22 protein-coding genes are annotated in these 25,900 nt (G+C 70.2%); 6 read left to right on the top strand and 16 right to left on the bottom strand.

What is annotated here, in order from left to right:
• Positions 1-5 precede the first annotated feature (5 nt).
• Genes JOM49_RS14940 through JOM49_RS14920 form a run of 5 tightly spaced genes read right to left on the bottom strand, consistent with a single transcriptional unit; the run spans position 6 to position 5,814 of the window.
• Complete coding sequence (locus tag JOM49_RS14940; RefSeq protein ID WP_209664878.1) at positions 6-1,202, bottom strand: ABC transporter substrate-binding protein; 1,197 nt, start codon at positions 1,200-1,202, stop codon at positions 6-8.
• Positions 1,171-2,181, bottom strand: a complete 1,011-nt coding sequence (locus JOM49_RS14935) for an ABC transporter permease (protein ID WP_209664877.1) — start codon at positions 2,179-2,181, stop codon at positions 1,171-1,173. The genes JOM49_RS14940 and JOM49_RS14935 overlap by 32 nt, the downstream gene beginning before the upstream one ends.
• The gene (locus JOM49_RS14930; RefSeq protein WP_209664876.1) at positions 2,178-3,194 is read right to left on the bottom strand and encodes an ABC transporter permease; all 1,017 of its coding nucleotides are present in this window, start codon (positions 3,192-3,194) and stop codon (positions 2,178-2,180) included. Before JOM49_RS14930 ends, JOM49_RS14935 begins: the two co-directional genes overlap by 4 nt.
• Positions 3,191-4,681 carry a sugar ABC transporter ATP-binding protein gene (locus JOM49_RS14925; protein ID WP_308158744.1) on the bottom strand — a complete coding sequence of 497 codons (1,491 nt, stop codon included), beginning with the start codon at positions 4,679-4,681 and terminating at the stop codon, positions 3,191-3,193. Before JOM49_RS14925 ends, JOM49_RS14930 begins: the two co-directional genes overlap by 4 nt.
• Positions 4,678-5,814, bottom strand: a complete 1,137-nt coding sequence (locus JOM49_RS14920; protein WP_209664874.1) for a Gfo/Idh/MocA family protein — start codon at positions 5,812-5,814, stop codon at positions 4,678-4,680. Before JOM49_RS14920 ends, JOM49_RS14925 begins: the two co-directional genes overlap by 4 nt.
• 276 nt (positions 5,815-6,090) lie before the next feature.
• Here JOM49_RS14920 and JOM49_RS14915 point away from each other — a divergent pair, with 276 nt between their 5' ends.
• Both JOM49_RS14915 and JOM49_RS14910 read left to right on the top strand, forming a co-directional pair.
• A complete protein-coding gene (locus JOM49_RS14915) occupies positions 6,091-6,975 on the top strand; it encodes an SGNH/GDSL hydrolase family protein (protein WP_209664873.1) in 885 nt (294 codons plus the stop codon).
• On the top strand, positions 6,972-7,838 hold the full coding sequence (locus tag JOM49_RS14910) for an SGNH/GDSL hydrolase family protein (protein ID WP_209664872.1): 867 nt from the start codon (positions 6,972-6,974) through the stop codon (positions 7,836-7,838). The genes JOM49_RS14915 and JOM49_RS14910 overlap by 4 nt, the downstream gene beginning before the upstream one ends.
• Positions 7,839-8,544: 706 nt before the next feature.
• Here JOM49_RS14910 and JOM49_RS14905 read toward each other — a convergent pair.
• Positions 8,545-11,169 carry a valine--tRNA ligase gene (locus tag JOM49_RS14905; RefSeq protein ID WP_209664871.1) on the bottom strand — a complete coding sequence of 875 codons (2,625 nt, stop codon included), beginning with the start codon at positions 11,167-11,169 and terminating at the stop codon, positions 8,545-8,547.
• 63 nt (positions 11,170-11,232) lie between these two features.
• Here JOM49_RS14905 and JOM49_RS14900 point away from each other — a divergent pair, with 63 nt between their 5' ends.
• A complete protein-coding gene (locus JOM49_RS14900; RefSeq protein WP_209664870.1) occupies positions 11,233-13,539 on the top strand; it encodes an FdhF/YdeP family oxidoreductase in 2,307 nt (768 codons plus the stop codon).
• A 7-nt stretch (positions 13,540-13,546) separates the two neighbouring features.
• Here the strand turns inward: JOM49_RS14900 and JOM49_RS14895 are convergent, their stop codons facing one another.
• Positions 13,547-14,221, bottom strand: coding sequence for a GOLPH3/VPS74 family protein (locus JOM49_RS14895; RefSeq protein ID WP_209664869.1), 675 nt, complete (start codon positions 14,219-14,221; stop codon positions 13,547-13,549).
• A gap of 54 nt (positions 14,222-14,275) precedes the next feature.
• On the opposite strand from JOM49_RS14895, the gene JOM49_RS14890 reads away from it, so the two are divergent.
• Complete coding sequence (locus JOM49_RS14890; RefSeq protein WP_209664868.1) at positions 14,276-14,884, top strand: GNAT family N-acetyltransferase; 609 nt, start codon at positions 14,276-14,278, stop codon at positions 14,882-14,884.
• Here JOM49_RS14890 and JOM49_RS14885 read toward each other — a convergent pair.
• The 4 genes from JOM49_RS14885 to JOM49_RS14875 form a co-directional block, all read right to left on the bottom strand.
• On the bottom strand, positions 14,870-15,631 hold the full coding sequence (locus JOM49_RS14885; RefSeq protein ID WP_209664867.1) for an SDR family NAD(P)-dependent oxidoreductase: 762 nt from the start codon (positions 15,629-15,631) through the stop codon (positions 14,870-14,872). The two genes, JOM49_RS14890 and JOM49_RS14885, sit on opposite strands and share 15 nt — an antisense overlap.
• The gene (locus tag JOM49_RS14880; protein WP_308158743.1) at positions 15,628-18,177 is read right to left on the bottom strand and encodes a M14 family metallopeptidase; all 2,550 of its coding nucleotides are present in this window, start codon (positions 18,175-18,177) and stop codon (positions 15,628-15,630) included. The genes JOM49_RS14885 and JOM49_RS14880 overlap by 4 nt, the downstream gene beginning before the upstream one ends.
• 70 nt (positions 18,178-18,247) lie before the next feature.
• Positions 18,248-18,361, bottom strand: a complete 114-nt coding sequence (locus tag JOM49_RS44475) for an MFS transporter small subunit (RefSeq protein ID WP_423578381.1) — start codon at positions 18,359-18,361, stop codon at positions 18,248-18,250.
• The gene (locus JOM49_RS14875) at positions 18,361-19,719 is read right to left on the bottom strand and encodes an L-lactate MFS transporter (protein ID WP_209664866.1); all 1,359 of its coding nucleotides are present in this window, start codon (positions 19,717-19,719) and stop codon (positions 18,361-18,363) included. The genes JOM49_RS44475 and JOM49_RS14875 overlap by 1 nt, the downstream gene beginning before the upstream one ends.
• Positions 19,720-19,817: 98 nt before the next feature.
• On the opposite strand from JOM49_RS14875, the gene fdhD reads away from it, so the two are divergent.
• Positions 19,818-20,645 carry a formate dehydrogenase accessory sulfurtransferase FdhD gene (gene fdhD, locus JOM49_RS14870; protein ID WP_209664865.1) on the top strand — a complete coding sequence of 276 codons (828 nt, stop codon included), beginning with the start codon at positions 19,818-19,820 and terminating at the stop codon, positions 20,643-20,645.
• A gap of 212 nt (positions 20,646-20,857) precedes the next feature.
• Positions 20,858-21,733 carry an alpha/beta hydrolase-fold protein gene (locus tag JOM49_RS14865; RefSeq protein WP_308158742.1) on the top strand — a complete coding sequence of 292 codons (876 nt, stop codon included), beginning with the start codon at positions 20,858-20,860 and terminating at the stop codon, positions 21,731-21,733.
• On the opposite strand, the gene JOM49_RS14860 is transcribed toward JOM49_RS14865, so the two are convergent.
• From JOM49_RS14860 to JOM49_RS14840, 5 genes are all read right to left on the bottom strand, one after another.
• Positions 21,690-22,643: an anti-sigma factor RsbA family regulatory protein gene (locus tag JOM49_RS14860; protein ID WP_245369334.1), complete on the bottom strand. Its 954-nt coding sequence runs from the start codon at positions 22,641-22,643 to the stop codon at positions 21,690-21,692. The two genes, JOM49_RS14865 and JOM49_RS14860, sit on opposite strands and share 44 nt — an antisense overlap.
• A gap of 64 nt (positions 22,644-22,707) precedes the next feature.
• A complete protein-coding gene (locus tag JOM49_RS14855; protein WP_209664863.1) occupies positions 22,708-23,010 on the bottom strand; it encodes a hypothetical protein in 303 nt (100 codons plus the stop codon).
• Between the two features lie 26 nt (positions 23,011-23,036).
• Entirely contained in the window at positions 23,037-24,332 is a 1,296-nt protein-coding gene (gene clpX, locus JOM49_RS14850; protein ID WP_113696774.1) for an ATP-dependent Clp protease ATP-binding subunit ClpX, read from the bottom strand.
• Between the two features lie 218 nt (positions 24,333-24,550).
• Positions 24,551-25,180: an ATP-dependent Clp protease proteolytic subunit gene (locus tag JOM49_RS14845; RefSeq protein ID WP_209664862.1), complete on the bottom strand. Its 630-nt coding sequence runs from the start codon at positions 25,178-25,180 to the stop codon at positions 24,551-24,553.
• Positions 25,181-25,206: 26 nt separating this feature from the next.
• Positions 25,207-25,815 (bottom strand): ClpP family protease, encoded by a 609-nt coding sequence (locus tag JOM49_RS14840; RefSeq protein WP_209664861.1) that lies wholly within the window; start codon positions 25,813-25,815, stop codon positions 25,207-25,209.
• Positions 25,816-25,900 lie beyond the last annotated feature (85 nt).

The raw sequence follows: 25,900 nt of genomic DNA, 5'->3' as shown, positions 1-25,900 counted from the left end.
GTCCCTTACTTCCACTTGTCCGGGAACCCGGGCATCTCCTTGCAGCCGCAGAGGCCGTAGTGCAGCGGCGGCATGCCCGCGGTCAGGTACTGGTCCAAAGTGGAGGTCTCGATCACCGGCTGCGGCAGGATCCACTCCTTGGGCACCTGCTCGCCCTTGAGTACCTTCAGCGCGGCGATCACCGGGGTGCGCCACTGGTAGGTCGGGTAGGTGGGGGCGAAGGCCTTGAGGTTCTCCGACTTCCACTTCTCCAGGAACTGCTGCTGGTCCTCACCGGAGATCGCGGGCGCCTCGGCACCGGCGTCCTCGAAGGCCTCCAGCACCGGCACCGCGGCGGTGCCGTCGTCCATCCAGATGCCGTCGATCTTGCCCTCGCGCTGGAGGTAGTCCGAGACGATGCTCTTGGCCTTGGCGCTGTCGTTGCCGGTGAACTCGGCACCGACCACCTGCACGCCGTTGGCGGCGAAGATCTTCTCCGCGGCGGCCCAGCGGTGCTCCAGCACGTCCACGCCGGGCAGCACGCGCAGGCCGAGCACCTTGCCACCGGCCGGGATCGACTTGGCCAGGAACTCCGCGGCGCTGGCGCCGAAGGCGTAGCCGCCGATCGGGTGGATCGCGGTGACCGGGCACTCGGTGTTCACGCCGCGGTCGAAGGTGATCACCGGGATGCCGGTGGCGCAGGCCTGCTCCACCGCCGGGGTCAGCGTGGCGGTGGTGTTCGGCGAGACGATCAGCGCGTGGCAGTCCTGCGAGGTCAGCGACTGGATGTCGCTGATCTGCTTGTCGTCCTTGGCTTCGGCGTCCAGCGTGGTGAACTTGGCGATCTCCGGGTGGAGCTCGGCCTCGGCCTGCATGGTCTTCCAGCCGACCTGGCGCCACGGATTGTCCACCGAGGCGTTGGAGAAGCAGATGTTGTACGGGCCGTCCTTCTTGTACTTGGCCGTGTCCGTCATCGCCGGCTCGAGCGCCTGCTCCCACGGCTTGTCCGCGGGCCCCTGCGGAGTGGCGGACCGCAGGGCCAGCTGGCGGTCGTACTCGGCCTGGTCGAAGAACTCCGAACCGGCCGGGGCACCGGCCGCCGTCGTGGTGCCGGTGGTCCCGCCGGTGTCGGCGGGCAGATCGCTCGAACACGCGGACAGGGCGAGCACGCCCGCGGCCGCGAGGGCGAAGCTACTGCTGCGCAGCAGTTTCTTCTTTGACATTCTTTTTCTCCTGGTTCACCACTTTGTGCCGGAAAAGGTTGCTGCCGGCCGAGGCGTAGGCCACGGCGGCGATGATGATCACGCCCTGCACCGCGGACTCCAGGCCACCGGAGACACCGAGCAGGTTGAGCAGGGAGAACAGGGCCTCGAGGGTGAGCGCGCCGGCCATCGCCGCGACCACCGAGCCGCGGCCGCCGCCGAGCAGCACGCCACCGAGCACCACCGCGGTGATCACCCGGAACTCCAGGCCGTCACCGACCTGGGCGGACACCCCGGCGAAGCCGCCGAGCAGCACCGCGGCCACCGCCGCGGACAGTCCGGAAAGGACGAAGGCGAGGGTGCGCAGCCGCTCCACCCGGCCACCGCCGAGCCGCACGGCCGTCTCGTTGTCGCCGACCGCGACCAGCGTCCGGCCGGTGCCGCCGCGCATGAAGAACACGGCCGCCACCACGATCACCGCGAGCAGCACCACCGACCAGGGCACCTGGCCCAGCAGCGGCACCTCGAACCCGGACCGCCCGACCGTGCGGAAGGCGTCGGACAGCGCACCCCGCGGCGCGCCACCGGTCCACAGGAACACCGCGCCGTCGAGCACCAGCAGCATGCCCAGGGTGACGATGAACGACGGCACCAGCAGCCGCGTGGTGATCAGCCCGTTGACCAGGCCGACCAGCGCGCCGAAGCCGAGCATGAACAGCAGCACCCAGGCGGTGGCGCCCTCTTCGCCGTCGATCAGCCGCGCGGCGATCACCACCTCCGCGGTGACCAGCGAGCCGACCGAGAGGTCGAAGCCGCCGCTGACGATCACGAAGTACTGCCCGATCGCCAGGATCATCAGCGGGGCCGCGCGCTTGAGCAGCGCCAGGTACCCGGCGGGCTCGTTGAAGGCGGGACCGGCGAAAGCCAGTGCCACCAACAGGATCGCGAGCACCACGAGGACCGGCAGGGTGCCCTCGGTGAGTTTGAGCCGGCGCGTCACTTGCCCCTCCTGGAAACCTGGCGGCGGGCGTAGAGCGCCACGGCCACGATGAGCACCACGCCGCGCACCACGTCCTTGAAGAACGGCGTGACGCCGAGGTCGTCGAAGACGGTGTCCAGGGTGGCCAGGATCAGCACGCCGCCGATGGTCCCGGCGACGCCGCCGCGGCCACCGGCCAGCAGCGTGCCGCCGAGCACCACGGCCGCGATCGATTCGAGGTCGTACCCGGCGTCGGTGCCGACGTACGGCGCGCCGGAGCCGAGCCTGCTGGCCAGGAAGATCCCGGCGAGCCCGGCGGCGACCGAGCACAGCACGTGCGCCTTGACGATGGTGCGGTTCGTGCGCACGCCCGACAGCCGAGCCACGTCCTCGTCGCCGCCGACGGCGTAGATGTGGTAACCGCCGCGGGTCCGGCCGAGGTACCACCACGCCAGTCCGGCCAGCGCGAGCATCAGCAGGGTGGAGATCGGGATCGGGCCGATCCGGTCGTACCCGAGGTGCTGGAAGGCCCGCGGCACCTCACCGGCCGGGCCTTCGTAGCCGTTCTCCAGGTAGCCGCGGATGATCAGCGCGGTGCCGAGCGTGGCGATGAAGGCGTTGACCTTGAGCCGGGTGATCACCAGGCCGTTGACCAGGCCGACCACCGCGGCCACCGCCAGGGTGAGCGCCACCGCGAACACGATGTTGCCGGGGTCGCCCGCCATCGTCTCGGCGGCGATCAGCGAGCACAGCCCGATCAGGTAGGCCACCGACAGGTCCAGCTTGCCGGTCAGGATCACCAGCGTCTGCCCGATCGCGACCAGGCCGAGCGTGGTGCTGCGGGTCAGGATGTTCAGGATGCCGCCCTGGTCGAGCAGCATGCCGCCGTCCACCGCGACCAGCACGCTGCCGACGATCAGCAGCACCACCAGCGCCAGGTAGACCGACACCACCGGCGTCAGCTTCTGTGTCCATTTGGGACGGTCGTGCTCCGGCGGCTTCGGCGCCGCCGGGCGCTGGGCGAGCGCGGTCATGCGGTTCCCGCCAATTCGTGTCCGGTGGCCAGCGACATCACGGCTTCCTCGGTGGGCCCGGCGGGCAGTGCCCCGGCCAGGCGGCCTTCGTGCATGACCAGGACGCGGTCGCTCATCCCGATCAGCTCGGGCAGTTCCGAGGAGATCATCAGGATGGCGACCCCGCGCCCGGCCAGTTCGCGGAGCAGGTCGTAGACGGCCCTCTTCGCGCCCACGTCGATGCCCCGCGTCGGTTCGTCGACCACGAGCACCTTCGGCTCGACGGCCAGCCACTTCGCCAGCACCACCTTCTGCTGGTTGCCGCCGGAGAGGAAGCGCACTTCCTGGTCCTCGTTGCGCGCGACCACGGTGACCGACTTCAGCAGCGCGGGCAGGTCGAGCTTGCCCAGCCGCCTGCCGAAGGCGGACCGGCGGACGAGCAGCGCGTTGTCCTTGACCGACTGGCGCAGCGCCAGCCCCTCGCCCTTGCGGTCCTCGGTCACGTGCGCGATCCCGCGCCGCACCGACTCACGCGGCGAGCGCAGACGTGCGGCCTTGCCGTCCACCTCGACCGTGCCGCTGGTGAACGGGTCGATGCCGCAGACCGCCCTGGCCACCGCCGAGCGCCCGGCGCCCTGCAACCCGGCCAGCCCGACGATTTCGCCCGCGCGAACCTGGAAGTCGATGCCGGTGAGCCGGTCGTTGCCCGCGCCGCGCACGGCCAGGCGGACCGCGCCAAGGTCGGCTTCCTCGGCCCGGTCCGGGAAAAGCGCGTCGAGCGGGCGGCCGACCATGTGGCGGACCAGCTGGTCGCTGGTCAGGTCGGCGGTGTGCGCCGAGGTCACCAGCGCGCCGTCCTTGAGCACGGTGATCCGCTGGCTCAGGTCGAACACCTCGCGCATCCGGTGCGAGACGTAGAGCACCGCGATCCCGCGTTCACGCAGCCGCGCGATCAGGTCGTAGAGCAGTTCCACCTCGTGCCCGGCGAGCGCGGCGGTCGGCTCGTCCATCGCGATCACCCGCGCGTCGGTGGAGAGCACCTTCACGATCTCGACCACCTGCTGCAGGGCCACCGGGAGGCGGCGCACGGCGGTGCGCGGCGAGATGTTCTTGACGCCGATGCTGTCGAGCAGGTCGGCGGTGTCGGCCTCCATCTTGCGGCGGTCCACCTGACCCCGGCGGACCGGTTCGCGCCCGAGGAAGACGTTCTCCGCCACCGTGCGATCGCCGAGCAGGTTGAACTCCTGGTGCACGATCGACACCCCGGCGGCCTGCGCGTCCCGCGGCGAGCCGAAGTGAACCTCGTCGCCGTCGACCTCGACCGTGCCCTCGTCGGGGCGGTGGACCCCGGCCAGCACCTTCATCAGCGTCGACTTGCCCGCGCCGTTCTCGCCGACGAGCGCGTGCACCTCGCCCTCGTGCAGTTCCAGGTCGACGCCCTTGAGCACCGGCACGCCGAAGAAGCGCTTGGTGATCCCGGTCAGCCTGACCTTGGCCGGTGTGCTCACTCGGGCACCTCCGTCCACTGCCCGCCCGCCGCGGCGGAGGTCAGCACGGCTTCGGTGAGCCGGGCCGCGCGGAGGCCGTCGGCGAAGGTGGGCAGGCCGTCGGCGATCGGTTCGCCGCGCACGGCCGCGTAGGTGTCGGCGATGAAGGAGTCGAAGCAGTCCTGGTAGCCCTGCGCGTGCCCGGCGGGCAGCCGCGAGTAGCGCGAGGCCGCCGGGGACAGCGTTTCCGGGTCGCGGACCAGCAGCGTGCTGCCGTCGCGACGGCCGACCCACAGCTGCTCGGGCATTTCCTGGTCGAAGCCGAGGCTGGCGTCGGTGCCGGAGACTTCGAGGTGGAGGCGGTTCTTGCGCCCAGCCGCGACCTGGCAGATGACGCCGGTGCCGAGCACGCCGCGCGCGGTGCGCAGGTGCAGGGTCACCAGGTCTTCGGTGGACACCGTGGCCGCGCCGCGGCGCTCCCGCACGGTGGCGCTCTGCGCGGACAACGCCAGGATGCGCTCGCCGAGCACGAACTCCAGGAAGTCGCACCAGTGCGAGCCGATGTCGGCGAAGGCCCGCGAGAGCCCGCCGACCGCGGAGTCCACGCGCCAGTTGTCGTCTTCCGGGCGGGAGAGCCAGTCCTGCAGGTACCCGCCGTGCACGACGGACACCGCGCCTGGCTCCCCCGCCGCGACCCGCGCCCGCATTTCCCGCGCCATCGGGTGAAAGCGGTACACGAACGGGACGGTGGCCACGCGGCCGTGCTCGGCCGCGGCGGCCGCCAGCCGCGCCGCGTCCTCGGCGGAGGTGGCCAGCGGCTTCTCGCAGATCACGTGGGCGCCGGCGGCGAGCGCCGCTTCGGCGGCCTCGGCGTGCACCGCGTTCGGGGTGCAGACGTGCACCACGTCCGGCGCCGCGTCGGTCAGCATCGCCCGCAGCTCGGAATAGCCCTGAGCAGCACCGACGGCTTCCGCGGCGGCGGCCGCGCGCTCCGCGCTGGAGCCCACCGCGCCGACGATCTCGGCACCCGCGCGCCGCGCCGCTTCGGCGTGCACGCGGCCCATGAACCCGCTGCCGACCACGGCCACCCGGGGCCGGGGAACAGCGGAGGGGGTTATCGACGAGGCCTCTGCGGAGAGGTCGGTCACAGCCATGTTTCGGGACACTACGGAGAACTTACGTTCATGGCAAGCAGAAGTATGTCCCTATTGATCTCATTTTGAGTACCGGCGTCCAAATGTCCACCGGTTGGCAGACTTGACAGTGCTCCAGGCAACCCAGCGCGATCACGGTGTTACGCCGAAGTGATTACCTGTGGTAGTCGACCGCTCACCAAGTTCACCAGGTGCCGCACACCATCAGGGGCATCCAGATCCCCGCCCGCCGGACTAAGCAGAGGAGGAGACGCCTCGGCGCGAAGGGACCCACTGATGAACTGGCGACGAAGTACCGGGCTGGCGGTGGCGGCCGTGGCGGCCGCCACCGCGCTGACCGCGACCCCCGCCGGGGCCACCCATGCCTTCCAGCACTACGTGGCCCTCGGTGACTCCTACACCGCCGGGCCGCTCATCCCCTGGCAGCGCGGGGACCCACCCGGCTGCCGCCGGTCGAGCGCCAACTACCCCGCGGTGCTGGCGAAGCAGCTCGGCGTCCGGTCCTATGTGGACAAGAGTTGCAGCGGGGCGGACAGCACGCACCTGACCCAGCCGCAGCGGCTGCCCTTCGGCGGCAGCCACCCGCCGCAGGCCGACGTGCTGCGGGCGGAGACCGACTTCGTCACCGTCGGCCTCGGCGGGAACGACTACAACCTGTTCAGCCGCATCATGGAGACCTGCCCGCAGCTGCGCGAGGTCAACCCGGTCGGTTCGCCGTGCCAGGAGCACTTCACCGTCGACGGCATCGACACGCTGAAGGCGACCGTCGGGCAGATCGAAGGCAACCTCCGCCTGGCGTTCCAGACCGTGCGCTCGAAGGCCCCGCGCGCGACCGTGCTGGCCATCGGCTACCCGCGGATCGCCCCGGAAACCGGCTACTGCCCGTCCGTCCTGCCCTTCGCCGACGGCGACTACGCCTGGGTGAACGATGTCGAAGAGGCGCTGAACGCCGCCATCGCCACGGCCGCCGGCGCCACCGGTGTGTCCTATGTAGACACCTATGGCCCGTCGCTCGGGCACGACGCGTGCGCCGGCGACGCCGCCTGGGTCAACGGGAACCGGCGGTTCGCCAAGGCCGCGCCCTACCACCCGTTCGCCGCCGGGATGCAGGGCATCGCCGGTGTCGTCCAAGCCCATCTGCGTGGAAAGGTGATCACTTGAGGAAGTCGCTCTACGCCGGACTGGCGGTCCTGCTGGCCGCCGTGGTGCCCGCCGTCCCGGCGAACGCGGTGCACGCCTACCAGAACTACGTGGCACTCGGCGACTCGTTCACCGCCGGGCCGCAGATCCCCGAGCAGCGCCTCGACCCGGCGGGCTGCCACCGGTCGTCGGCGAACTACCCGTCGCTGCTGGCGGACCTGCTGGTGGCGCGCTCGGCGGTCGACGCCAGTTGCAGCGGCGCGGACACCACCCACCTGACGCAGCCGCAGGAGGTGGGCGACGACATGAACCCGCCGCAACTGAGCGCGCTGCGGCCCGAAACGGACCTGGTCACCGTCGGCCTCGGCGGCAACGACTACAACCTGTTCCAGCGCATCGTCGAGACGTGCCCGGTGCTTCGGGCGCAGAACCCGACGGGCGCGCCGTGCCGCCAGTACTTCACCGTCAACGGCTCGGACACGCTGCGGGCCATCGTCACGCAGACCGAAGGGAACCTGACCGATTCACTGCGGCGGGTGCGCGAACGCTCGCCGAAGGCCAGGGTGCTCGCGGTCGGCTACCCGCGCATCGTGCCCGCGAACGGCTTCTGCGGCGCGATCCTGCCCTTCGCCGACGGCGACTACGCGTGGATCGCCGACCTGGAGGCCGCGCTCGCCGGTGCCATCGCCAACGCCGCGGCCGCCAGCGGTTCGTCCTATGTAGACGTCCACGGCCCCTCCCTCGGCCACGACGCCTGCGCCCAGGGCGGCTCCGCCTGGGTCAACGGCGCCGTCGACCGCGACGACGCCGCCCGCTTCCACCCCGTCCGAGCCGGCATGCAAGGCGTCTCCGGCCTCATCTACGCCCACCTCCAATCCCCCTGACCCCCACCCTCACGCACCCGAACCCCACGTCCAGAAAGCCGAACCACACACTCAGGTAGCCGACTTACACATTCAGGTAGCCGAATTCCGCACTCGGGCACGCGAACTCCACACTCGAGCACTCGCGGATGTGGAATCGGCGAACCCGAACGCCTGCGCGAGCGCGGGACTGGCCTACCTGAACGTGGAACTCGGCCGCCTGAGTGCGGAACTCGGGTGCCTGAACGTGCAACTCGGCTGCCCGAGTGCGGAACTCGCCCGCGCGAAGGTAGGACTCACGAACCCGACAGTGAGGCCAGCCTGTTCGAGCGAGAATCTCGCCCTACCCGAGCGCGGATCTCAGCCGCCTGAACGTGAAACTCGCGTGCCTGAGCGCGGCACTCGTCTTTCTGAACGTGGAACTCAGGTGCCCGAGTGTGGGACTCGCGAGCCCTAGAGTGGAACTCGCGTGCCTGAATGTGGGATTCGTATGCCTGAGTGCGGAACTCGGCTTCCCGAATGTAGGACTCGCGTGCCTGAGTGTGGGGTTCGGCTGTTTGAATGTGGGACTCGGCTGCCTGAGTGTGCAACTCGGCTGCGCCAACGTGGAACTCGGGTGCCTGAGTGTGGGGTTCGCGTGCACCAACGTGGGGTTCGGGTGCTTGAACGTGGGGTTCGCGGGTGGGGCCCCGGTTCACCCGGGGGTGGGTGAACCGGGGCGTGGGGGTCAGGGGGTGGGGAGGGCGGCTAGGCGGGTGGTGATGCGGTCGATGTCGCTGAGCGCGGTTTCCCGGCGCAGTTTGATCTTGTCAACCACCGCGTCCGGGGCCTTGTCCAGGAAGGCCTGGTTGCCCAGCTTGGCTTCGGTCTGCTTCAGCTCCTTCTCCGCCAGCCCCAGGTCCTTCTCCAGGCGCTTGCGTTCGGCCACCACGTCGACCGCGCCGGAGAGGTCCAGTTCCACTTCGGCGACCCCGCCGGAGAGCCCGACTTCCAGCGAGACGCTCGCGGTGAAGTCGTCCCCGGCGTCGGTCAAGCGCACCAGTGAGCGGATCGCGGCGTCCTGCGCGGACAGCGCGGCGTAACCGGCGCCCGACACCCGGGCGGCCACCTTCTGCCCCGGCTTCAAGCCCTGCTCGGACCGGAACCGGCGCACCTCGGTGACCAGCTTCTGCACGTCGGCGATCCGCTGGTCGGCCACCGCGTCGGCGTAGCTCGCCGTGGAAGCCGACGGCCACGAAGCGATCACCAGCGACTCCCCGCCGGTCAGCGCCTGCCACAGCCGGTCGGTGACGAACGGCATGATCGGGTGCAGCAACCGCAGCACCGCGTCGAGCACGTGCCCGAGCACCAGCCGCGTGTTTTCCGCGCCCTCACCGGAGAACTGCACCTTCGCCAGTTCCACGTACCAGTCGCACAGCTCGTTCCAGACGAACTGGTAGAGCACCCCGGACAGCTTCGCGAACTGGAACCCGTCGAACAGTTCGTCCACTTCGGACACGACCGCGCCGAGCCTGCCGAGGATCCAGCGGTCCGCCTCGGTCAGTTCCGAAGCCGGCGGCAGCGGGGCCGACACGTTGGCGCCGTTCATCAGCGCGAACCTGGTGGCGTTCCACAACTTCGTGCCGAAGCTGCGCGAACCGGCCGCCCATTCCTCGGCGATGGCCATGTCGTTGCCCGGGTTGGCCCCGCGCGCCAGGGTGAACCGGGTGGCGTCCGCGCCGAAGCGGTCCAGCCAGTCCAGCGGGTCGATCACGTTGCCGCGCGACTTCGACATCTTCTTGCCCTGCGCGTCGCGGATCAGCCCGTGCAGGTACACGTGGTCGAACGGCTGCTTGCCGTCCATCGCGTACAGCCCGAACATCATCATCCGGACCACCCAGAAGAACAGGATGTCGTAGCCGGTGGCCAGCACGCTGGTCGGGTAGAACTTGCGCAGGTCCGGCGTCTCGTCCGGCCAGCCGAGCGTGGACAGCGGCCAGAGGCCGGAGGAGAACCACGTGTCCAGCACGTCGGTGTCCTGCGACCAGCCCTCGCCCGAGGGTGGCTCCTCGTCCGGCCCGACGCAGACCACCTTGTCGTTCGGGCCGTACCAGACCGGGATCCGGTGCCCCCACCACAGCTGGCGCGAGATCGTCCAGTCGTGCATGTTGTCGACCCAGTCGAAGTAGCGCTTGGCCAGCTCCGGCGGGTGGATCCTGGTGCGGCCGTCGCGCACGGCTTCGGCGGCGGCCTTGGCCAGCGGCTCGACCTTGACCCACCACTGCAGCGAGAGCCGCGGCTCGACCACGGTGTTGCACCGCGAGCAGTGCCCGACCGAGTGCAGGTACGGCCGCTTCTCCGCGACGATCCGGCCCTGCTCGCGCAGCGCGGCGACCACCGCGGGCCGCGCCTCGAACCGGTCGAGCCCTTCGAACGGACCGGACGCGGTGATCACCGCGCGCTCGTCCATGATCGTCAGGTTCGGCAGGTCGTGGCGGCGGCCGATCTCGAAGTCGTTCGGGTCGTGCGCCGGGGTCACCTTGACCGCGCCGGTGCCGAACTCCGGGTCGACGTGCTCGTCGGCCACGATCGGGATCATCCGGCCGGTCAGCGGCAGCTCGACCTCGGTGCCGATCAGGTGCCGGTACCGCTCGTCGTCGGGGTGCACCGCGACCGCGGTGTCGCCGAGCATGGTCTCCGCGCGGGTGGTCGCCACCACGATGGCGTTGTCGCCGTCGCCGTAGCGGATCGACACGAGCTCCCCCTCGTCCTCGGAGTGCTCGACCTCGATGTCCGACAGCGCGGTGCGACAGCGCGGGCACCAGTTGATGATGCGCTCGGCGCGGTAAATCAGGCCGTCCTCGTACAGCCGCTTGAACACCGTCTGCACCGCGCGCGAAAGCCCGGAGTCCATGGTGAAGCGCTCGCGGCTCCAGTCGACGCCGTCGCCGAGGCGGCGCATCTGGCCGAGGATCTTGCCGCCGTACTCCTCCTTCCACGCCCAGACGCGCTCGACGAACTTCTCGCGGCCCAGGTCGTGGCGGGAGACGCCCTCACCGGCCAGCTCGCGCTCCACCACGTTCTGCGTGGCGATGCCGGCGTGGTCCATCCCGGGCAGCCAGAGCACCTCGAAACCCTGCATCCGGCGGCGGCGGGTGAGCGCGTCGGTCACCGTGTGGTTGAGCGCGTGGCCCATGTGCAGGCTGCCGGTGACGTTCGGCGGCGGCAGCACGACGGTGAACGGCGGCTTCTCCGAGCTCGAATCCGCCTTGAAGTAGCCCGCGTCTACCCAGCGCTGGTAGATCGCGGCCTCTTCGTCGGCCGGGTTCCAAGCGTTGGGCAGGTCGGACTGGGGCAAGGCGTTCTCGGTCACATTGTCAAGTCTAGAAAACCGGCCGGGGTCGCGGCGTCGCGGGGCAGGGCGCACGATGGAGGTGTGACGGAGAAGGCACCACAGCAGGACATCGACGAAAGCCGGCTGGCCGTGGGCAAGCCGAAGAGCTGGGCGGCGGGCCTGCCCGGGGTCTTCGTGTCCCTCAAACGGGGGCAGGAGCAGATGGGCGCCGGGCGCACCGTCCGGGCGCTGCGCGTGCTCAACCAGCGCGAGGGGTTCGACTGCCCCGGCTGCGCCTGGCCGGAGCCGCGCGAGGACGACGGTGAGCACCGCAAGCTGGCCGAATTCTGCGAAAACGGCGCGAAGGCCGTCGCCGAGGAAGCCACCAAGCGCCGCGTCGGGCCGGAGTTCTTCGCCGCCCACCCGCTCGCGGAGCTGGAGGAGCGCACCGAGTACTGGCTCGGGCAGCAGGGCAGGCTGACCGAGCCGATGGTGCTGCGCGAAGGCGGCACGCATTACGAGCCGATCAGCTGGGATGACGCGTTTGACCTGGTCGCGAGCCACCTGCGCGGGCTGGACAGCCCCGATGAGGCCGTCTTCTACACCTCCGGGCGCACCAGCAACGAGGCCGCGTTCCTCTACCAGCTGCTGGTCCGTTCCTACGGCACGAACAACCTGCCGGACTGCTCGAACATGTGCCACGAGTCCTCCGGTGCCGCGCTCTCGGCCACCACCGGCATCGGCAAGGGCTCGGTGAGCTTGGCCGACATCCACAAGTCCGACCTGATCGTGGTGGTCGGCCAGAACCCCGGCACGAACCACCCGCGCATGCTCTCCGCGCTGGAGGAGGCCAAGTCCCGCGGCGCGAAGATCGTCGCGGTGAACCCACTGCCCGAGGCCGGGCTGATGCGGTTCAAGAACCCGCAGAACGTGCGCGGGCTGGTCGGCAAGGGCAGCCAGCTGGCCGACGAATTCGCGCAGATCCGGCTCGGCGGTGACCTGGCCTTCTTCCAGGCCATCGGGCACCTGCTGCTGGCCTGGGAGCAGGCCGCGCCCGGGACCGTGCTGGACCACGAGTTCATCGACTCGCTGACCGACGGCTTCCCCGCCTACGCCGAGCGCGTCGGCGATCTGGACTGGGACCGCGTCGACGAGGCGACCGGCCTGCCGCGCGAGCAGATCGTCAAGATCGCCAGGATGATCGCCGAGTCCGAGCGGACCATCTACTGCTGGGCGATGGGCCTGACCCAGCACAAGCACGCCGTGCCCACGATCAAGGAGATCGCCAACGTCGCGCTGCTGCGCGGCATGATCGGCAAGATGGGCGCCGGGCTGTGCCCGGTGCGCGGGCACTCGAACGTGCAGGGCGATCGCACCATGGGCATCTGGGAGAAGATGCCGGAGGAGTTCCTCGCCGGGCTGGAAGCCGAGTTCGGCATCCCGGTGCCGCGCAAGCACGGCCTCGACACGGTCGGGTCGATCCGCGCGATGCGCGACGGCCGGGCGAAGGTGTTCTTCGGCGTCGGCGGCAACTTCGCCGCCGCGACCCCGGACACCGAGCTGACCGAACGCGCGCTGCGCTCGTGCGAGCTGACCGTGCAGGTCTCCACCAAGCTCAACCGCTCGCACATCGTGCACGGCCGGACCGCGCTCATCCTGCCCACGCTGGGCCGGACCGAACGCGACGTGCAGGCCGGTGGTGAGCAGGTGGTCACCGTGGAGGACTCGATGTCGGCGGTGCACACCTCGCGGGGGCGCCTGGAACCGGCGAGCGAGCACCTGCTCTCCGAGGTGGCCATCCTCTGCCGGCTGGCGATCGCCCTCCTCGGCGACGAGCACCCGGTGCGGTGGCGCGAATTCGAGGCCGACTACGACCGCATCCGCGACCACATCTCGAACGTGGTCCCCGGCTGCCACGAGTACAACAAGCGCGTGCGCCAGCCGGACGGTTTCGTGCTGCCGCACGCGCCGCGCGACGCCAGGGAGTTCAACGGCACCCAGAACGGCAAGGCCAACTTCACCGCCAGCGAGCTGGAGTACCCGGTGGTACCGCCGGGCAGGTTGCTGCTGCAGACCCTGCGCAGCCACGACCAGTACAACACCACCATCTACGGCCTGTCCGACCGCTACCGCGGGGTGGAGGACGGCCGCCGAGTGGTCTTCGTCAACGCGGAGGACCTCACCGAACTCGGGGTGGCCGACGGTTCCCTGGTCGACCTCGTTTCGGAGTGGACGGACAGCGAGCGCCGGGCCCCGAGCTTCCGCGTGGTGGCCTACCCGACCGCGCGCGGCTGCGCGGCGGCGTACTTCCCCGAGGCGAATTCGCTGGTGCCACTGGATTCGGTGGCCGACGAGTCGAACACCCCGGTGTCGAAGTCGATCGTGGTGCGCCTGGAGCCGGTGGGCTGAACCGGGGTCAGCTCGCGGTGGTGGTGACGATCGCGGGGATCATCACCGCGGTCATCACCGCCGCGGTGAGGTCCTCGACGGCCTTGCGGGTGGCCACCGAGCCCCAGTTGCCCTCGGCGATCTCCTTGGCGCGCCGGTCGACCGCCTTGCGGTCGGCGCGCTCGGGCAGGTCGAGCACCTTGCTGGCGGCCTTGATCGCGGCGAGCACGGCGATCAGCGCGGCGGTGCGCTCGTCCGGGTCCTGACCGTCGACGAGCACCGCGTTCAAGGTCTCGCGCAGTTTCAGTTCGTGCGCGGAATCCTCGGCGGGCCAGCGGGTGACCGGGAAGAGCTTGAGCACCTTGCCCTCTTCACGCCGCAGCACCCCGCGCTCGGCCAGGCCTTCCAGCAGCCGCTCGGTCAGCCTCTGCCCGGACAGCGGCGCGATCACGTCCTTCGGCTTGCGCCCCTCGTACTTCTCCAGCTTGGCCAGCGCGTCGTCGAGCGCCTGCCGCCCGGTCGGCGTGCGGTCCAGCAGCTCCAGCCGTCCCTTGCTGCCTTCGCCGACCCCGACCCGGTTCTCGATGCCGAGTTCGATGAGCAGCGCGCCGGCCAGCGCGTACGCCAGGTTGGTCACCGTGCTGTCCGGCTTGCCGGTCTCGTCGTCGAACACGAGCAGCACCAGGTCCTCCGCGATGAGCATGCGCCCCACCCTAACCACCGGGCACGGATCGCGCCGGTCGCCCGTTGGGCCGGTATGACGCAGACGCTGGTGCACCGAGTGGGGCCGGAAGAACTCGACCGGGCGGCCGTGGCCGTGGCGGAAGCCTTCTTCGACGAGGTGGTGACGGAATGGGTCATCCCGGATCCCGTGCAGCGGAAACAGCTCATGCCGCTCCACCTCCGCGATCTGGTGGAAAAGGCGTTGGAGCAAGGAGAAGTGCTCGCCACGGCCGACTTCGGCGCGATCTCGCTGTGGCTGGACCGGGCCGCGGGCGAAAGCGGAGACGCGTTCCCCGGCGGCGAACTGGACATCCCGCCGGAGCTCGCCGAGTTCGTCCGGCGGGGGCTGATCGTCGCGGAACTCACCGAGGCCAGGCACCCGACGCACACCGCGCACATCTACCTGCCGTGCATCGGCGCGCTCCCGGCGTACCGCGGGCAGGGGTTCGGCAGCGCCTTGCTGCGCGACAAGCTCGAGCGCGCCGACGCCGCCAACCTGCCCGTGTACCTGGAAGCCAGCTCCACCCGCAACCGCGCGCTGTACGCCCGCCACGGGTTCGAGGCACTCGGCGACCCGATCCGCTTCCCCGAGGACGGACCGGAGATCCACCCGATGTGGCGGGAGCCCTCAGCGCAGGTGTGAGGCCCCGTTCAGGTCGAGCACCGCACCGGAGGCCCAGGTCGCCTCGGCGGAGGCGAAGTAGACCACCGCCGCGGCGACCTCCTCCGGCTTGCCCACGCGCCCGAACGGGCTCTGCTCGCGCAACTGCTCGCCCTGCGCGCCGTCCAGCCGGTCCGCGACCCGATCGGTGGCGGTGAACCCGGGCGCCACCGTGGCGACCGCGATTCCGTGCGGAGCCAGGGAAACCGCCAGCGACTGGCCGAACGCGTGCAGCGCCGCCTTGCTGGCGCCGTAGGCCGGGTGCTCCGGCTCGCCGCGGTACGCCCCGCGCGAACCGATGTTGACCACCCGTCCCGGCGCACCCCGGTCGATCATGTGCCGGGTCACGCAGTAGGTCAGGTTGGCCGTGCCGAAGACGTTCACCCCGACCATGCGCTGCCACACCGCCTGCCAGTCCGCATAGGACACCCCGGCCACGGTGTGCGCGTTCTCCGGCCCGGTGGCCACGGCCGCGTTGTTCACCAGCACGTCGACCCCGCCGAGTGCTTCCTCGGCCTCGTCTGCGAGCCGCTGGACGGCCGCCGGGTCGGCGAGGTCACCGGTGACCAGCACGTGCCCGGACCCGGACAGCCCGGCCAGCGTCTTCCCGGCAGCCGTCCGGTTCGCTCCATAGTGGACGGCCACGCGGTCGCCGAGTGCGGCGAACGCCGTCGCCACCGCCCGGCCGATCCCGCTCGACGCCCCGGTGACCAGCACGCCCCGGCTCATCGGGTGGCCGCCCAGAACACGGCCCTGCCCACCTGGGCGTAGAGGCCCTTGGGGTGCGCGCGGAACAGCGGCTCGGTGCCGAACAGCACCGCCTTCGCCCCGCTTTCGTCCACTCCGGACACCACGGCCGCCGCACCCGCCGCCTGCGCCGGGCCCTGGCCGTCCTCGTTCGGCAGCCAGTGCCCCGCGGCCAGCGGGTTCTGCTCGGCGTAACGCTGTTCGGCGGTCACGCCCGCGCCGAGTTCGGTGAACCACAGCGGCGAGTAGACGAACGAGCTTTCCGGGGCGCCGGTGGCGATCGGCCCGGTTCCGTTGGTCACCGAGACCACGCCGTTGGCGTCCTCCCGGCCGGCCACCGCGGTCACCGGCAGCAGTCCGGCGGCCGCGTTGAACGCGGCGCCGGTGGCCCCCCGCGTGACCACGCCACCACGGGCGAGGAAATCCTTCACCCGCTGCTGCGCCGCCGGATTCAGGCCGGTGTAGGAAAGTCCGGACGAGACGAACAAGGCGTCCACCCGGCTCAGGTCGAACCCGTTGTTGAGCACCTGCGTGGACACCGGGCGCACCTCGAAGCCGAGTTCGCGCAGCACCAGCAGTTCGTCGGCGGCGACCGCACCGGCGATCACCGGTTTGCGCAACACCGGACCGCGCTCACCGGCGGGTGCCGCGGTGAACCGCACGCCCAGGTTCTTCGCCACCTCCAGCACGGCCACACGTTCCGAAGCCGGGACCACCACCGAGCCGTCGGCCTGCTGGTGCACCGGGCGGCCCTGGCCGAGCAGGGTGTTCACCGCCAGCACATCCTTGCCGTCGGTGACGCTCAGCGCCAGGTCCTGGCCCGGCGCCGCGTCCACCGCACCGGTCGGCGCGGCGACGGTCACCGGCGTGGTCCGCACGTCCGGCGCCTCGGTCTTCGAGATGTCCACCGAAGCACCCCAGAGCAGGCGGTGGCTCCAGCCGGAAATGTCGTACATCACCTCGACCTTGCCGGAGATGTCGGCGCCGGTCTCCAGCATCACGTTCGCCAGCGCGCGCTTGGGCTGATGCATGTCCACGATGTACGAACCGGCCGGGTAGCTCTTGCCCGCCAGCCGGAAGTCGCGGTCGGCGCGCTGCACGCGCACGTCGTTGGCCACCAAGTGGTCCACCAGCCGCGCCGCCGCGGGCGCCGAACGCTGGCCCGCCCCGGCCGGGAGCACGTAGGCACGCGGGAATTCCGTGGTGTAGCGGTCTTCCGGGCCGAAGCCGGGCACGAAACCGTCCGGCAACTGGCGTTGCGGCTCGCCCGCGGCGCCCCGGCGGAAGATCTCGATCTGGTTGTCGATCAGCTCGGAACGGTGGGTGTCCGCGTAGTCGATCGTGGTGCGGATGGTCGCCTCGACCACGTCGGTGTTGATCTTCGACCGCCGCTGCAGTTCGGCGGCGGGCAGGTTGTAGGCGTCGTTGTTGACCCGCTGCGGGATTTCGATCGTGTAGGACACCGCGCCGTGGTACATCGAGTACTGCGCGGTGTAGATCGGTGCCCAGCCGTCCCAGACCCCCGGCTCGTAGTCGCGGAACGGGATCTCCGGCTTCGCCGCTTCGGGGTGCCCGAGCGCCTGCACCGCCTTCTCCATCGCCAGGCCGTTCGCGTAGCCGTGCTCGATGTAGAGGTCGAAGTCGTAGTTCTGGCCGTGCGGCGGCGTGGTCGGCTCGATCAGCGTGTTTTCCACGTAGCCGTGCTCGTCGAGCATCATCACCGGCTGCTTGCCCAGCACCATCTCGCGCATCGCCCTGGTTTCCGGCTGCGAAGCGGTGACGAAGTCGCGGTTCATGTCGAACCCGCTCGCGTTCGCCCTGGTGCCCGCCACCCGGCCGTCGGGGTTGGCGGTCAGGTTCAGGTAGACCCGGTTGCGCTTGAGCAGGTCCAGCGCGGCCTTGTCGGTGGTGGTGGCCAGGTACTCGATGACGCGCAGCGCGCCGTCGGTGCCCTCCCACTCGTTGCCGTGGATGTTGTTGTTGATCCACACCGGCGTCTTGTACCCGGCCCGCAGCGCGGCGTCGCGGGCCGCGCGGCCGGGGTCGTTCTCGATCTTGTCGCGCCAGTGGTCCTGGATCCAGCTCTGCGCCGGGTGCTCGGGCGCGGTCAGCGTGACCAGGTAGAGGTCGCGGCCGAGCCCGGACTGCCCCGCCACCTCGACGGAGACGCGGTCGCTGCGCTGCTGCAGTTCGTTCAGCTTCGGCGCCAGCGCGTGGTACGGCGAAAGCCCGAGCTTGATCGACTTGTCCGAGGGGTCGGCCGGGTAGGCGCGCAACTCGGTCTGGCGCGGGTAGCCCCTGTGGTCACCGCGCTGCCGGTTCTCCCCCGCCGTCGCCGCCCGCAGTTGCGGCGGGGCGTCGGTCGCGGCGACCTCGTTGCGTTCCGGTCCGTAGCCGGGTTGCCGGTGGGACTGCCCCGGAGGCGGCGGCTCGGGCGCGGCCTGCGCCGGGGCGGTGGTCGCCGCCAGGCCGACCACCAGAGCCAGCGCGGCCAGCATCCTGGCACGAGCGGAACGCGAAAACGACACGGGCCACCTCCACGAGCGGAAAGTCCGGTCAGTCTTTCGGCTCGCTAAGGAGTTGGCAAGGGTGTTCCCCTCAGCCGCCGAAGAGCTGGGTGACCTTCCGGATCAGCTCCACCACGCCGTAGAGGAACGGCAGCCCCACCCAGACCCAGGCGAAGATCAGCAGCCCGGTGCGGTTGGTCTTCATCACGCCTCCTTGCCCGCGCGCGCCGGGGCGGCGGCCGGTTCGTGGAACTTCTCGCTGACCGGGCGGACCAGCTCGTTGGCGACGAAGCCCAGGATGAGCAGCCCCATCATGATGTAGAGCGAGGTGCTGTAGAGCGCCGGTCCGTCCTTGCCCGCCGACTTCTGCCCGTCGGCGATGGCGTTCACGATCAGCGGCCCGAGCACCCCGGCGGCGGACCACGCGGTGAGCAGCCTGCCGTGGATGGCGCCGACCTGGTAGGTGCCGAACAGGTCCTTCAGGTACGCCGGGACGGTGGCGAACCCGCCGCCGTAGAACGACAGGATCACCATCGCGCAGAGCACGAACACCAGCTTCGACGAGTTCGTGGTCAACGCGATCACCAGGTACATCAGCGCGCCGACGCCGAGGTAGAGCCGGTAGATGTTGCGGCGGCCGACCAGGTCCGAAGTGGACGACCAGACGAACCGGCCGAGCATGTTGGTCAGCGACAGCAGTGCCACGAACCCGGCCGCCGAGGCCGCGGCGATCGGGGTGGCCGTGGACTCGAAGAAGTCCACGATCATCGGCTGCGCCTTCTCCAGGATGCCGATGCCCGCGGTCACGTTGAAGCACAGGACCACCCACAGCAGCCAGAACTGCGGGGTCTTGAGCGCGTTCTTCGCCGACACGTTCGCGGAGGTGATCATCCGCCCCGCGGCGGCGGCCTTCGGCTGGTACCCGTCGGGTTTCCAGTCGTCGGCGGGCACCCGGACCAGGAGCACGCCCAGCGTCATGAACAACGCGTAGACCACCCCGTGCACGGCGAAGGTGGTGGCGATGCCGCCGGTGGTGTCGCCGAAGGTGCGCAGCATCTGCGAGGACCACGGCGAGGCGATCAGCGCGCCGCCGCCGAAGCCCATGATCGCGATCCCGGTGGCCATGCCCGGCCGGTCGGGGAACCACTTGATCAAAGTGGACACCGGCGAGATGTAGCCGATGCCGAGCCCGATCCCGCCGAGACCGCCGTAGCCGAGCACCACCAGCCAGTACTGCGAGGTGGCCACACCGAGCGCGGAGACCAGGAACCCGCTGGAGAAGCAGATCATCGAGACGAACATCGCCCAGCGCGGGCCGTTCTTCTCCACCAGCGTGCCGCCGAAGGCCGCGGACAGCCCGAGCATCACGATGCCCAGCTGGAACGGCAGCGCGCTCTGCGTCCCGCTCAGGTCGAGCGACTTCTCCAGCGGCGGCTTGAACACACTCCAGGCGTAGGCTTGACCGATCGCGAGGTGCACGGACAGCGCTGCTGGCGGGATGAGCCAGCGGCTCCAGCCGGGCGGGGCGATGGTGCGGGAGCGGTCGAGGAAACCGACAGCCATGGTGGAGCCTTCCCTAGACTCGATACTTAGCCGCCGCAATCTATTACCGATCGGCGCCGAGCGCACTACTGGCATTCCACCGAACGCGGGAGGCAGAGATGGGACGCGTGACCGTGCGTAAGCCCGTGGTGAAGTTGACCACGCGCGGTGAGCGGACCCGGCCGGACGCGCTGGCCGCCGAGGAGCCGCTGGAGCTCCGGGTGGACGGCCGCGCGCTGGCGGTGACCATGCGCACCCCCGGGCACGACGTGGAGCTGGCACACGGCTTCCTGCTCTCCGAAGGCGTGCTGGGCTCCCGTGAGGACGTCCGGACCGCCAGGTACTGCGACGGCACCGACGACGAGGGACGCAACACCTACAACGTGCTCGATCTCACGTTGGCCGAGGGCGTGCCCGCCCCGGACACCGGCGTGGAGCGGAACTTCTACACCACGTCGTCCTGCGGGGTCTGCGGCAAGGCCGCGCTCGACGCGGTCAAGCTGCGCACCCGCTTCCCACCGGCCGACAGCGACTTCTCGGTGTCCAGCGACCTGCTGGCGAAGCTGCCCGACCAGCTGCGCTCGCGGCAGAAGGTCTTCGACGCGACCGGCGGGCTGCACGCGGCGGCGTTGTTCGACACCACCGGCGAGCTGCTGGTCGTCCGGGAGGACGTGGGCAGGCACAACGCGGTGGACAAGGTGCTCGGCTGGGCACTGCTCGAGGGCCGGGTCCCGCTGCCGCAGGCCGGGCTGCTGGTCTCCGGGCGGGCGTCGTTCGAGCTGGTCCAGAAAGCCGCGATGGCTGGTATCCCGCTGCTCGCCGCGGTGTCGGCGCCCTCCTCGCTGGCCGTGGAACTGGCCGCTGAGCAGGGCATCACGGTGGTCGGTTTCCTGCGCGGCGACAGCATGAACCTCTACACCCGCGACGAGCGCGTCCAGCGTCACTGAAATCGGCCGATCCCGGGCGAAACACTCGCGGCACCTGCGACGATGCAGAAGTCGAGGGTCGGCTCCGCACTCGACGCGTCCGCGTCCTGGCGTCCGGCTGGGGGCAGGGAACGGCAGGACGGCGAGTGGACGGCGGGGCAGGCTCAACCGAGCGAGGGCCGGCTGAGCACGGTGGCGAGCGGCGCGGGAGGCGCCGGTTCAGCCGCCGTTCGGTGCTGCTGACCGGCAGCTCCGCGCTGGGAGTCGCCGGCGTGGCGGCCGCGGGTGCCACCGGCGTCCTGCCGTTCAGCGAGGCGATGCAGCGCGCGCTCGGCGTGGCCTCCTCCACCCCCGCCACCGAACTGGGCGTGACCAAGGTCGAGCGGGTGTACTCGGCGGCCCGCGGCCGCGAGGTCGACCTGGTGTTCCTGCTGCCGTCGAAGAACCCGCAGCGTGGCCTGCCCATCTCCCTCTACCTGCACGGCCGCGGCGGCTCCGCCCGCCGGTCCGCTCCCGGCGGGCTGGTCAACCAGCTCAGCGGTGAGGTCGCCCGGCGCGCGGTCCCGGCCTACGGCTTCGTCGCCGTCGACGGCGGGCCGACGAACTACTGGCACGAGCACGTCCCCGGCGACGACCCGATGCGGATGCTGCTCGAAGAGGTCCCGGTCTGGCTGCGCGAACGCGGCCTCGGCGGGGTGGACGGCGTGCCGTTCGCCTGCGCGGGCACCTCGATGGGCGGTTTCGGCGCGCTGCTCTACGCCCGCCGCCGGGCCCAGCGCCGCCAGCCGCCCGCGGCGGTCGCGGCCGTCTCGCCCGCGCTGATCACCTCGTGGGACGAGATGAGCAAGCGCAACGCCTTCCACGACGCCGCCGACTGGGCCTCGATGGACCCGCTCAAGCACCTCGGCGATCTCCAGGGCATCCCGACCGGCGTCTGGTGCGGCACCGAGGACGCGTTCATCACCGGCGTCCGCCGCTTCATCACCGAGGCCCGGCCGAAGGTCGGCCACACCGCCCGCGGCAAGCACGGCGAAGCCTTCTTCCGCAGCGTGGTCCCCGGCGTGGTCAGCTTCCTCGGGAAGCACGTGCCGGTCGCGCGCCCGGCTTGAGGTCGAAGTACACGCGGGTCTGCGTGCCCTCCGGCGCGGTGTGCACCCGGACCAGGTCGGCCAGGTAGTTGACCATCAGCAGGCCACGCCCGCCGAGCTGGGTGGGTGACGCGGGCCGCCGCCCGGCCAGCGGGTCGGTGATGTGCCCGGCGTCGCGGACCTCGCAGACCACCGCGCCGTCCTCGCGCCAGGTCCGCAGCACCCCGGACCCCTGCCCGTAGCGCAGGCTGTTCGCGCAGAGCTCGCCGACCACCATGGTCAGGTCGAGCACGCGTTCCTCGCCGAGGCCGTACGCCGCCGCGCGGTCACCGGCGAACCGGCGCACACCGGCCAGGCCGGTCCGGTCGAACGAAAGCACCCACGGGATCTCGGCCGGCGTCGGGAACGGCTGGTTGTAGCGGTCGACCACCTGCTCCGGGGCGAACGACCGGCTGCTCCAGCTGCCGTAGTGATCGCTGAGCTCGGGGTGGGTGCACGCGGCCTCGTCGAGGACCCAGGGCTCCAGGCCCTCGGTGTCGTAGGGGCACAGCACGGTGACCGGGCGCCCGGTGAAGGCGAAGTTGATCAGTGCCTCGTGCTGCGCGCAGGCTTCGTACTCGACCGTCGTGCGGCCGGGCCAGATCGGCTCCCCGATCAGCCGCACCCGGCCCTCGTGCCGGTCGGCGAACTCCCGCAGCACGCCCGGGATGATGTGGCCGGGGTTGCGGCCCGCCTCGGTCATGTCGACCAGGTGCACCTGCTGCCGCGCGTCCTCGTCGAGTTCGCCGGAAAGCCAGCTCAGGTGTTCGCCGGGCAGGGCGACGCCCACCGGCTCACCGGCGGCCAGGCCGTCGAGCACGAAGGGCACGGTGCCGGAGAGGAACTCGTCGCGGCCGCGGTAGAACAGGGCCGGATGGGTGAACACACTCAAGATTCCACCAAGGGGGGAGCCAGTCGTACGCCGGTTGTCCAGCTTAGCCGGTGTTCCCCGCGTCCTACCGGTCCAGCGCGTTCGCGATGAAGCCCATCAGCCAGAAACCCCCCAGGGTTCCACTGAGCAGCACCACCCACCACCCGAGCAGGCGCGGGGGCGCCGAAGTGCGCCGCACCTGCCACAGCCCGAAGGCGCCGAGCAGGTACAGCGGGATCGGCGCCAGCGTCAGCAGGGACGACCGGGTGGCCGTGGCGATCACGCACAGCACCACCAGCACGGCCAGCACCACCGCGAAGATCCGGTGGTTCAGCGGGTTGGCCAGCCTGCCGGTGTCGACGATCCGCCGGGGCAGATCGTCGAACACCGCAGGTTGGGGTCTCTCGGGGCTGGTCAGGCCGACTTCTCCCCGCGCTCGCTACGCTGCCGCCGCGACGGCTGGCGGGACACGATCGTCGGGTTCACGTTCTCCCGGACGGTCTGCTCGGTGATCACGACCTTCGCCACGTCGTCGCGGCTGGGGATGTCGTACATCACCGGCTGGAGGACCTCCTCCATGATGGCGCGCAGGCCGCGGGCACCCGTGCCGCGCAGCATCGCCTGGTCGGCGATGGCCTCCAGCGCCGTCTTGGTGAACTCCAGCTCCACGTTGTCCATCTCGAAGAGCTTCTTGTACTGCTTGATCAGCGCGTTCCGCGGCGTGGTCAGGATCGAGACCAGGGACTCCTTGTCCAGGTTCGTCACGCTGGCCACCACCGGGAGCCTGCCGATGAACTCGGGGATGAGCCCGAACTTGATCAGGTCCTCCGGCATGGTGTCGGAGAAGATGTCGCTGTTCTCGATCTCGGACTTGGTCCGGATCTCCGCGCCGAAGCCGAGGCCGCGCTTGCCGACCCGCTCGTTGATGATCTTCTCCAGCCCGGCGAACGCGCCGGCCACGATGAACAGCACGTTCGTCGTGTCGATCTGGATGAACTCCTGGTGCGGGTGCTTGCGCCCGCCCTGCGGCGGCACCGAGGCGGTGGTGCCCTCGAGGATCTTCAGCAGCGCCTGCTGCACGCCCTCGCCGGAGACGTCCCTGGTGATCGAGGGGTTCTCCGACTTGCGGGCGATCTTGTCGACCTCGTCGATGTAGATGATGCCGGTCTCGGCGCGCTTGACGTCGTAGTCGGCCGCCTGGATCAGCTTGAGCAGGATGTTCTCCACATCCTCGCCCACGTAGCCCGCCTCGGTCAGCGCCGTGGCGTCGGCGATCGCGAACGGCACGTTCAGCAGCTTGGCCAGGGTCTGGGCCAGGTAGGTCTTGCCGCACCCGGTCGGCCCGAGCATCAGGATGTTGGACTTGGCCAGCTCCACCGGCTCGTCCTTGGAGTCCTTCGGCCCGGTCTTGTCATCCGACTGGATGCGCTTGTAGTGGTTGTAGACCGCTACCGCGAGCGTGCGCTTGGCCTCGTCCTGGCCGATGATGTAGCGCTCGAGGAAGTCGTGGATCTCGGCCGGTTTGGGCAGTTCGTCGAGTTTGACGTCACCCGCTTCGGCCAGCTCCTCCTCGATGATCTCGTTGCAGAGATCGATGCACTCATCGCAGATGTACACGCCGGGGCCGGCAATGAGCTTTTTCACCTGTTTCTGGCTCTTCCCGCAGAAAGAACACTTCAGCAGGTCTCCGCCGTCACCGATCCGTGCCATGACCGTGGACCTCGTCCCCTCCGGTGCGCTCGGGTGCACCTGACTTCTCTAGCCTGCCCGTCGCGACGGGACTCTGACGCGTTTCCACTGACGGTACCCGCCCGGCGCGTCCTACGGGAGGACCTGAGCGGTACTAGGCGCGCCGGAAGAGGCCACCGGCCGGAACGCCGGTACGATCACGCGCTCGCGTCGCACCGGCAGGACCGGCCGGTCTCGGCTCAGTTCTCCGCCGAGGCCTTGCGGTAGGGCAGCACCTCGTCGATGATGCCGTACTCCTTGGCCTGGTCGGCGGTGAGGATCTTGTCCCGCTCGACGTCGTCGCGGACCTGCTCGAGCGACTTGTTCGTGTGCTTGGCCAGCGTGGTCTCCATCAGCCGGCGCACGCGCTGGATCTCCGCGGCCTGGATCTCCAGGTCCGAGACCTGCCCGTAGGTGCCCTCGGTGGCGGGCTGGTGGATCAGCACGCGCGAGTTCGGCAGCGAGAACCGCTTGCCGGGGGTGCCCGCGGCGAGCAGCACCGCGGCGGCCGAGGCGGCCTGGCCGATGCACATGGTGACGATGTCCGGCCGGACGTACTGCATGGTGTCGTAGATCGCCATCAGCGCGGTGAACGAGCCACCGGGCGAGTTGATGTAGATGGTGATGTCGCGGTCCGGGTCCTCGTGCTCCAGGTGCAGCAGCTGGACCATCACGTCGTTGGCCGAGGCGTCGTCCACCTGCACGCCGAGCATGATCTGACGCTCTTCGTAGAGCTTGTTGTACGGGTTCGACTCCTTGATCCCGTAGCTGGTCCGCTCCACGTAGGAGGGCAGCACGTACCGGGACTGCGGAAGGTGAAAGTTGCTCATCTGAAGTTCTCCTCTACCTTCCCGGCTCAGCTGGTCGAACCCGGCAGCGGGTTCTCGCGGGTCAGCACCTGGTCGACGAAGCCGTACTCCCTGGCCTCCTCGGCAGTGAACCAGCGGTCCCTGTCGGCGTCCTTGGTGATCTGCTCGAAGGTCTGTCCGGTCTGCTCCGCGGTGATCTTCGCCAGCTCCTGCTTCCACTTGCCGAAGACCTCGGCCTGGATCGCGATGTCGGAGGCGGTGCCGCCGACGCCGGCGGAGGGCTGGTGCATCAGGATGCGGGCGTGCTGCAGCGCGAAGCGCTTGCCGGGCGCACCGGAGGAGAGCAGGAACTGCCCCATCGAGGCGGCCAGGCCCATCGCGTAGGTCTGCACGTCCGGCTTGATCAGCTGCATGGTGTCGTAGATCGCGAAGCCCGCGGTCACCGAACCACCCGGCGAGTTGATGTAGAACCGGATGTCGGACTCGCCGTCCTCCGCCGAGAGCAGCAGCAGCTGCGCGGTGATCCGGTTCGCGACCTCGTCGTTGACCTCGGAGCCGAGCACGACGATGCGCTCGGCGAGCAAACGCTCGAACACCGAGTCGGTCAGGTTGAGCCCCGCGGTGCTGGTCCGCGCCTCGGGCAAGTGGTGCGTCACGTGTGCCTGCCTTTTTCGCCGGTTCAGATCTTGTAATCGACCCTAACGAACTCGGGCGGGCCGGAATGCCCGACACCGCCCAAGT

The sequence above is a fragment of the Amycolatopsis magusensis genome (assembly GCF_017875555.1).
Taxonomy (GTDB): domain Bacteria; phylum Actinomycetota; class Actinomycetes; order Mycobacteriales; family Pseudonocardiaceae; genus Amycolatopsis; species Amycolatopsis magusensis.
Note: the sequence above shows the minus strand (reverse complement) of the source record. Positions and strands in the feature narration are given on the sequence as shown.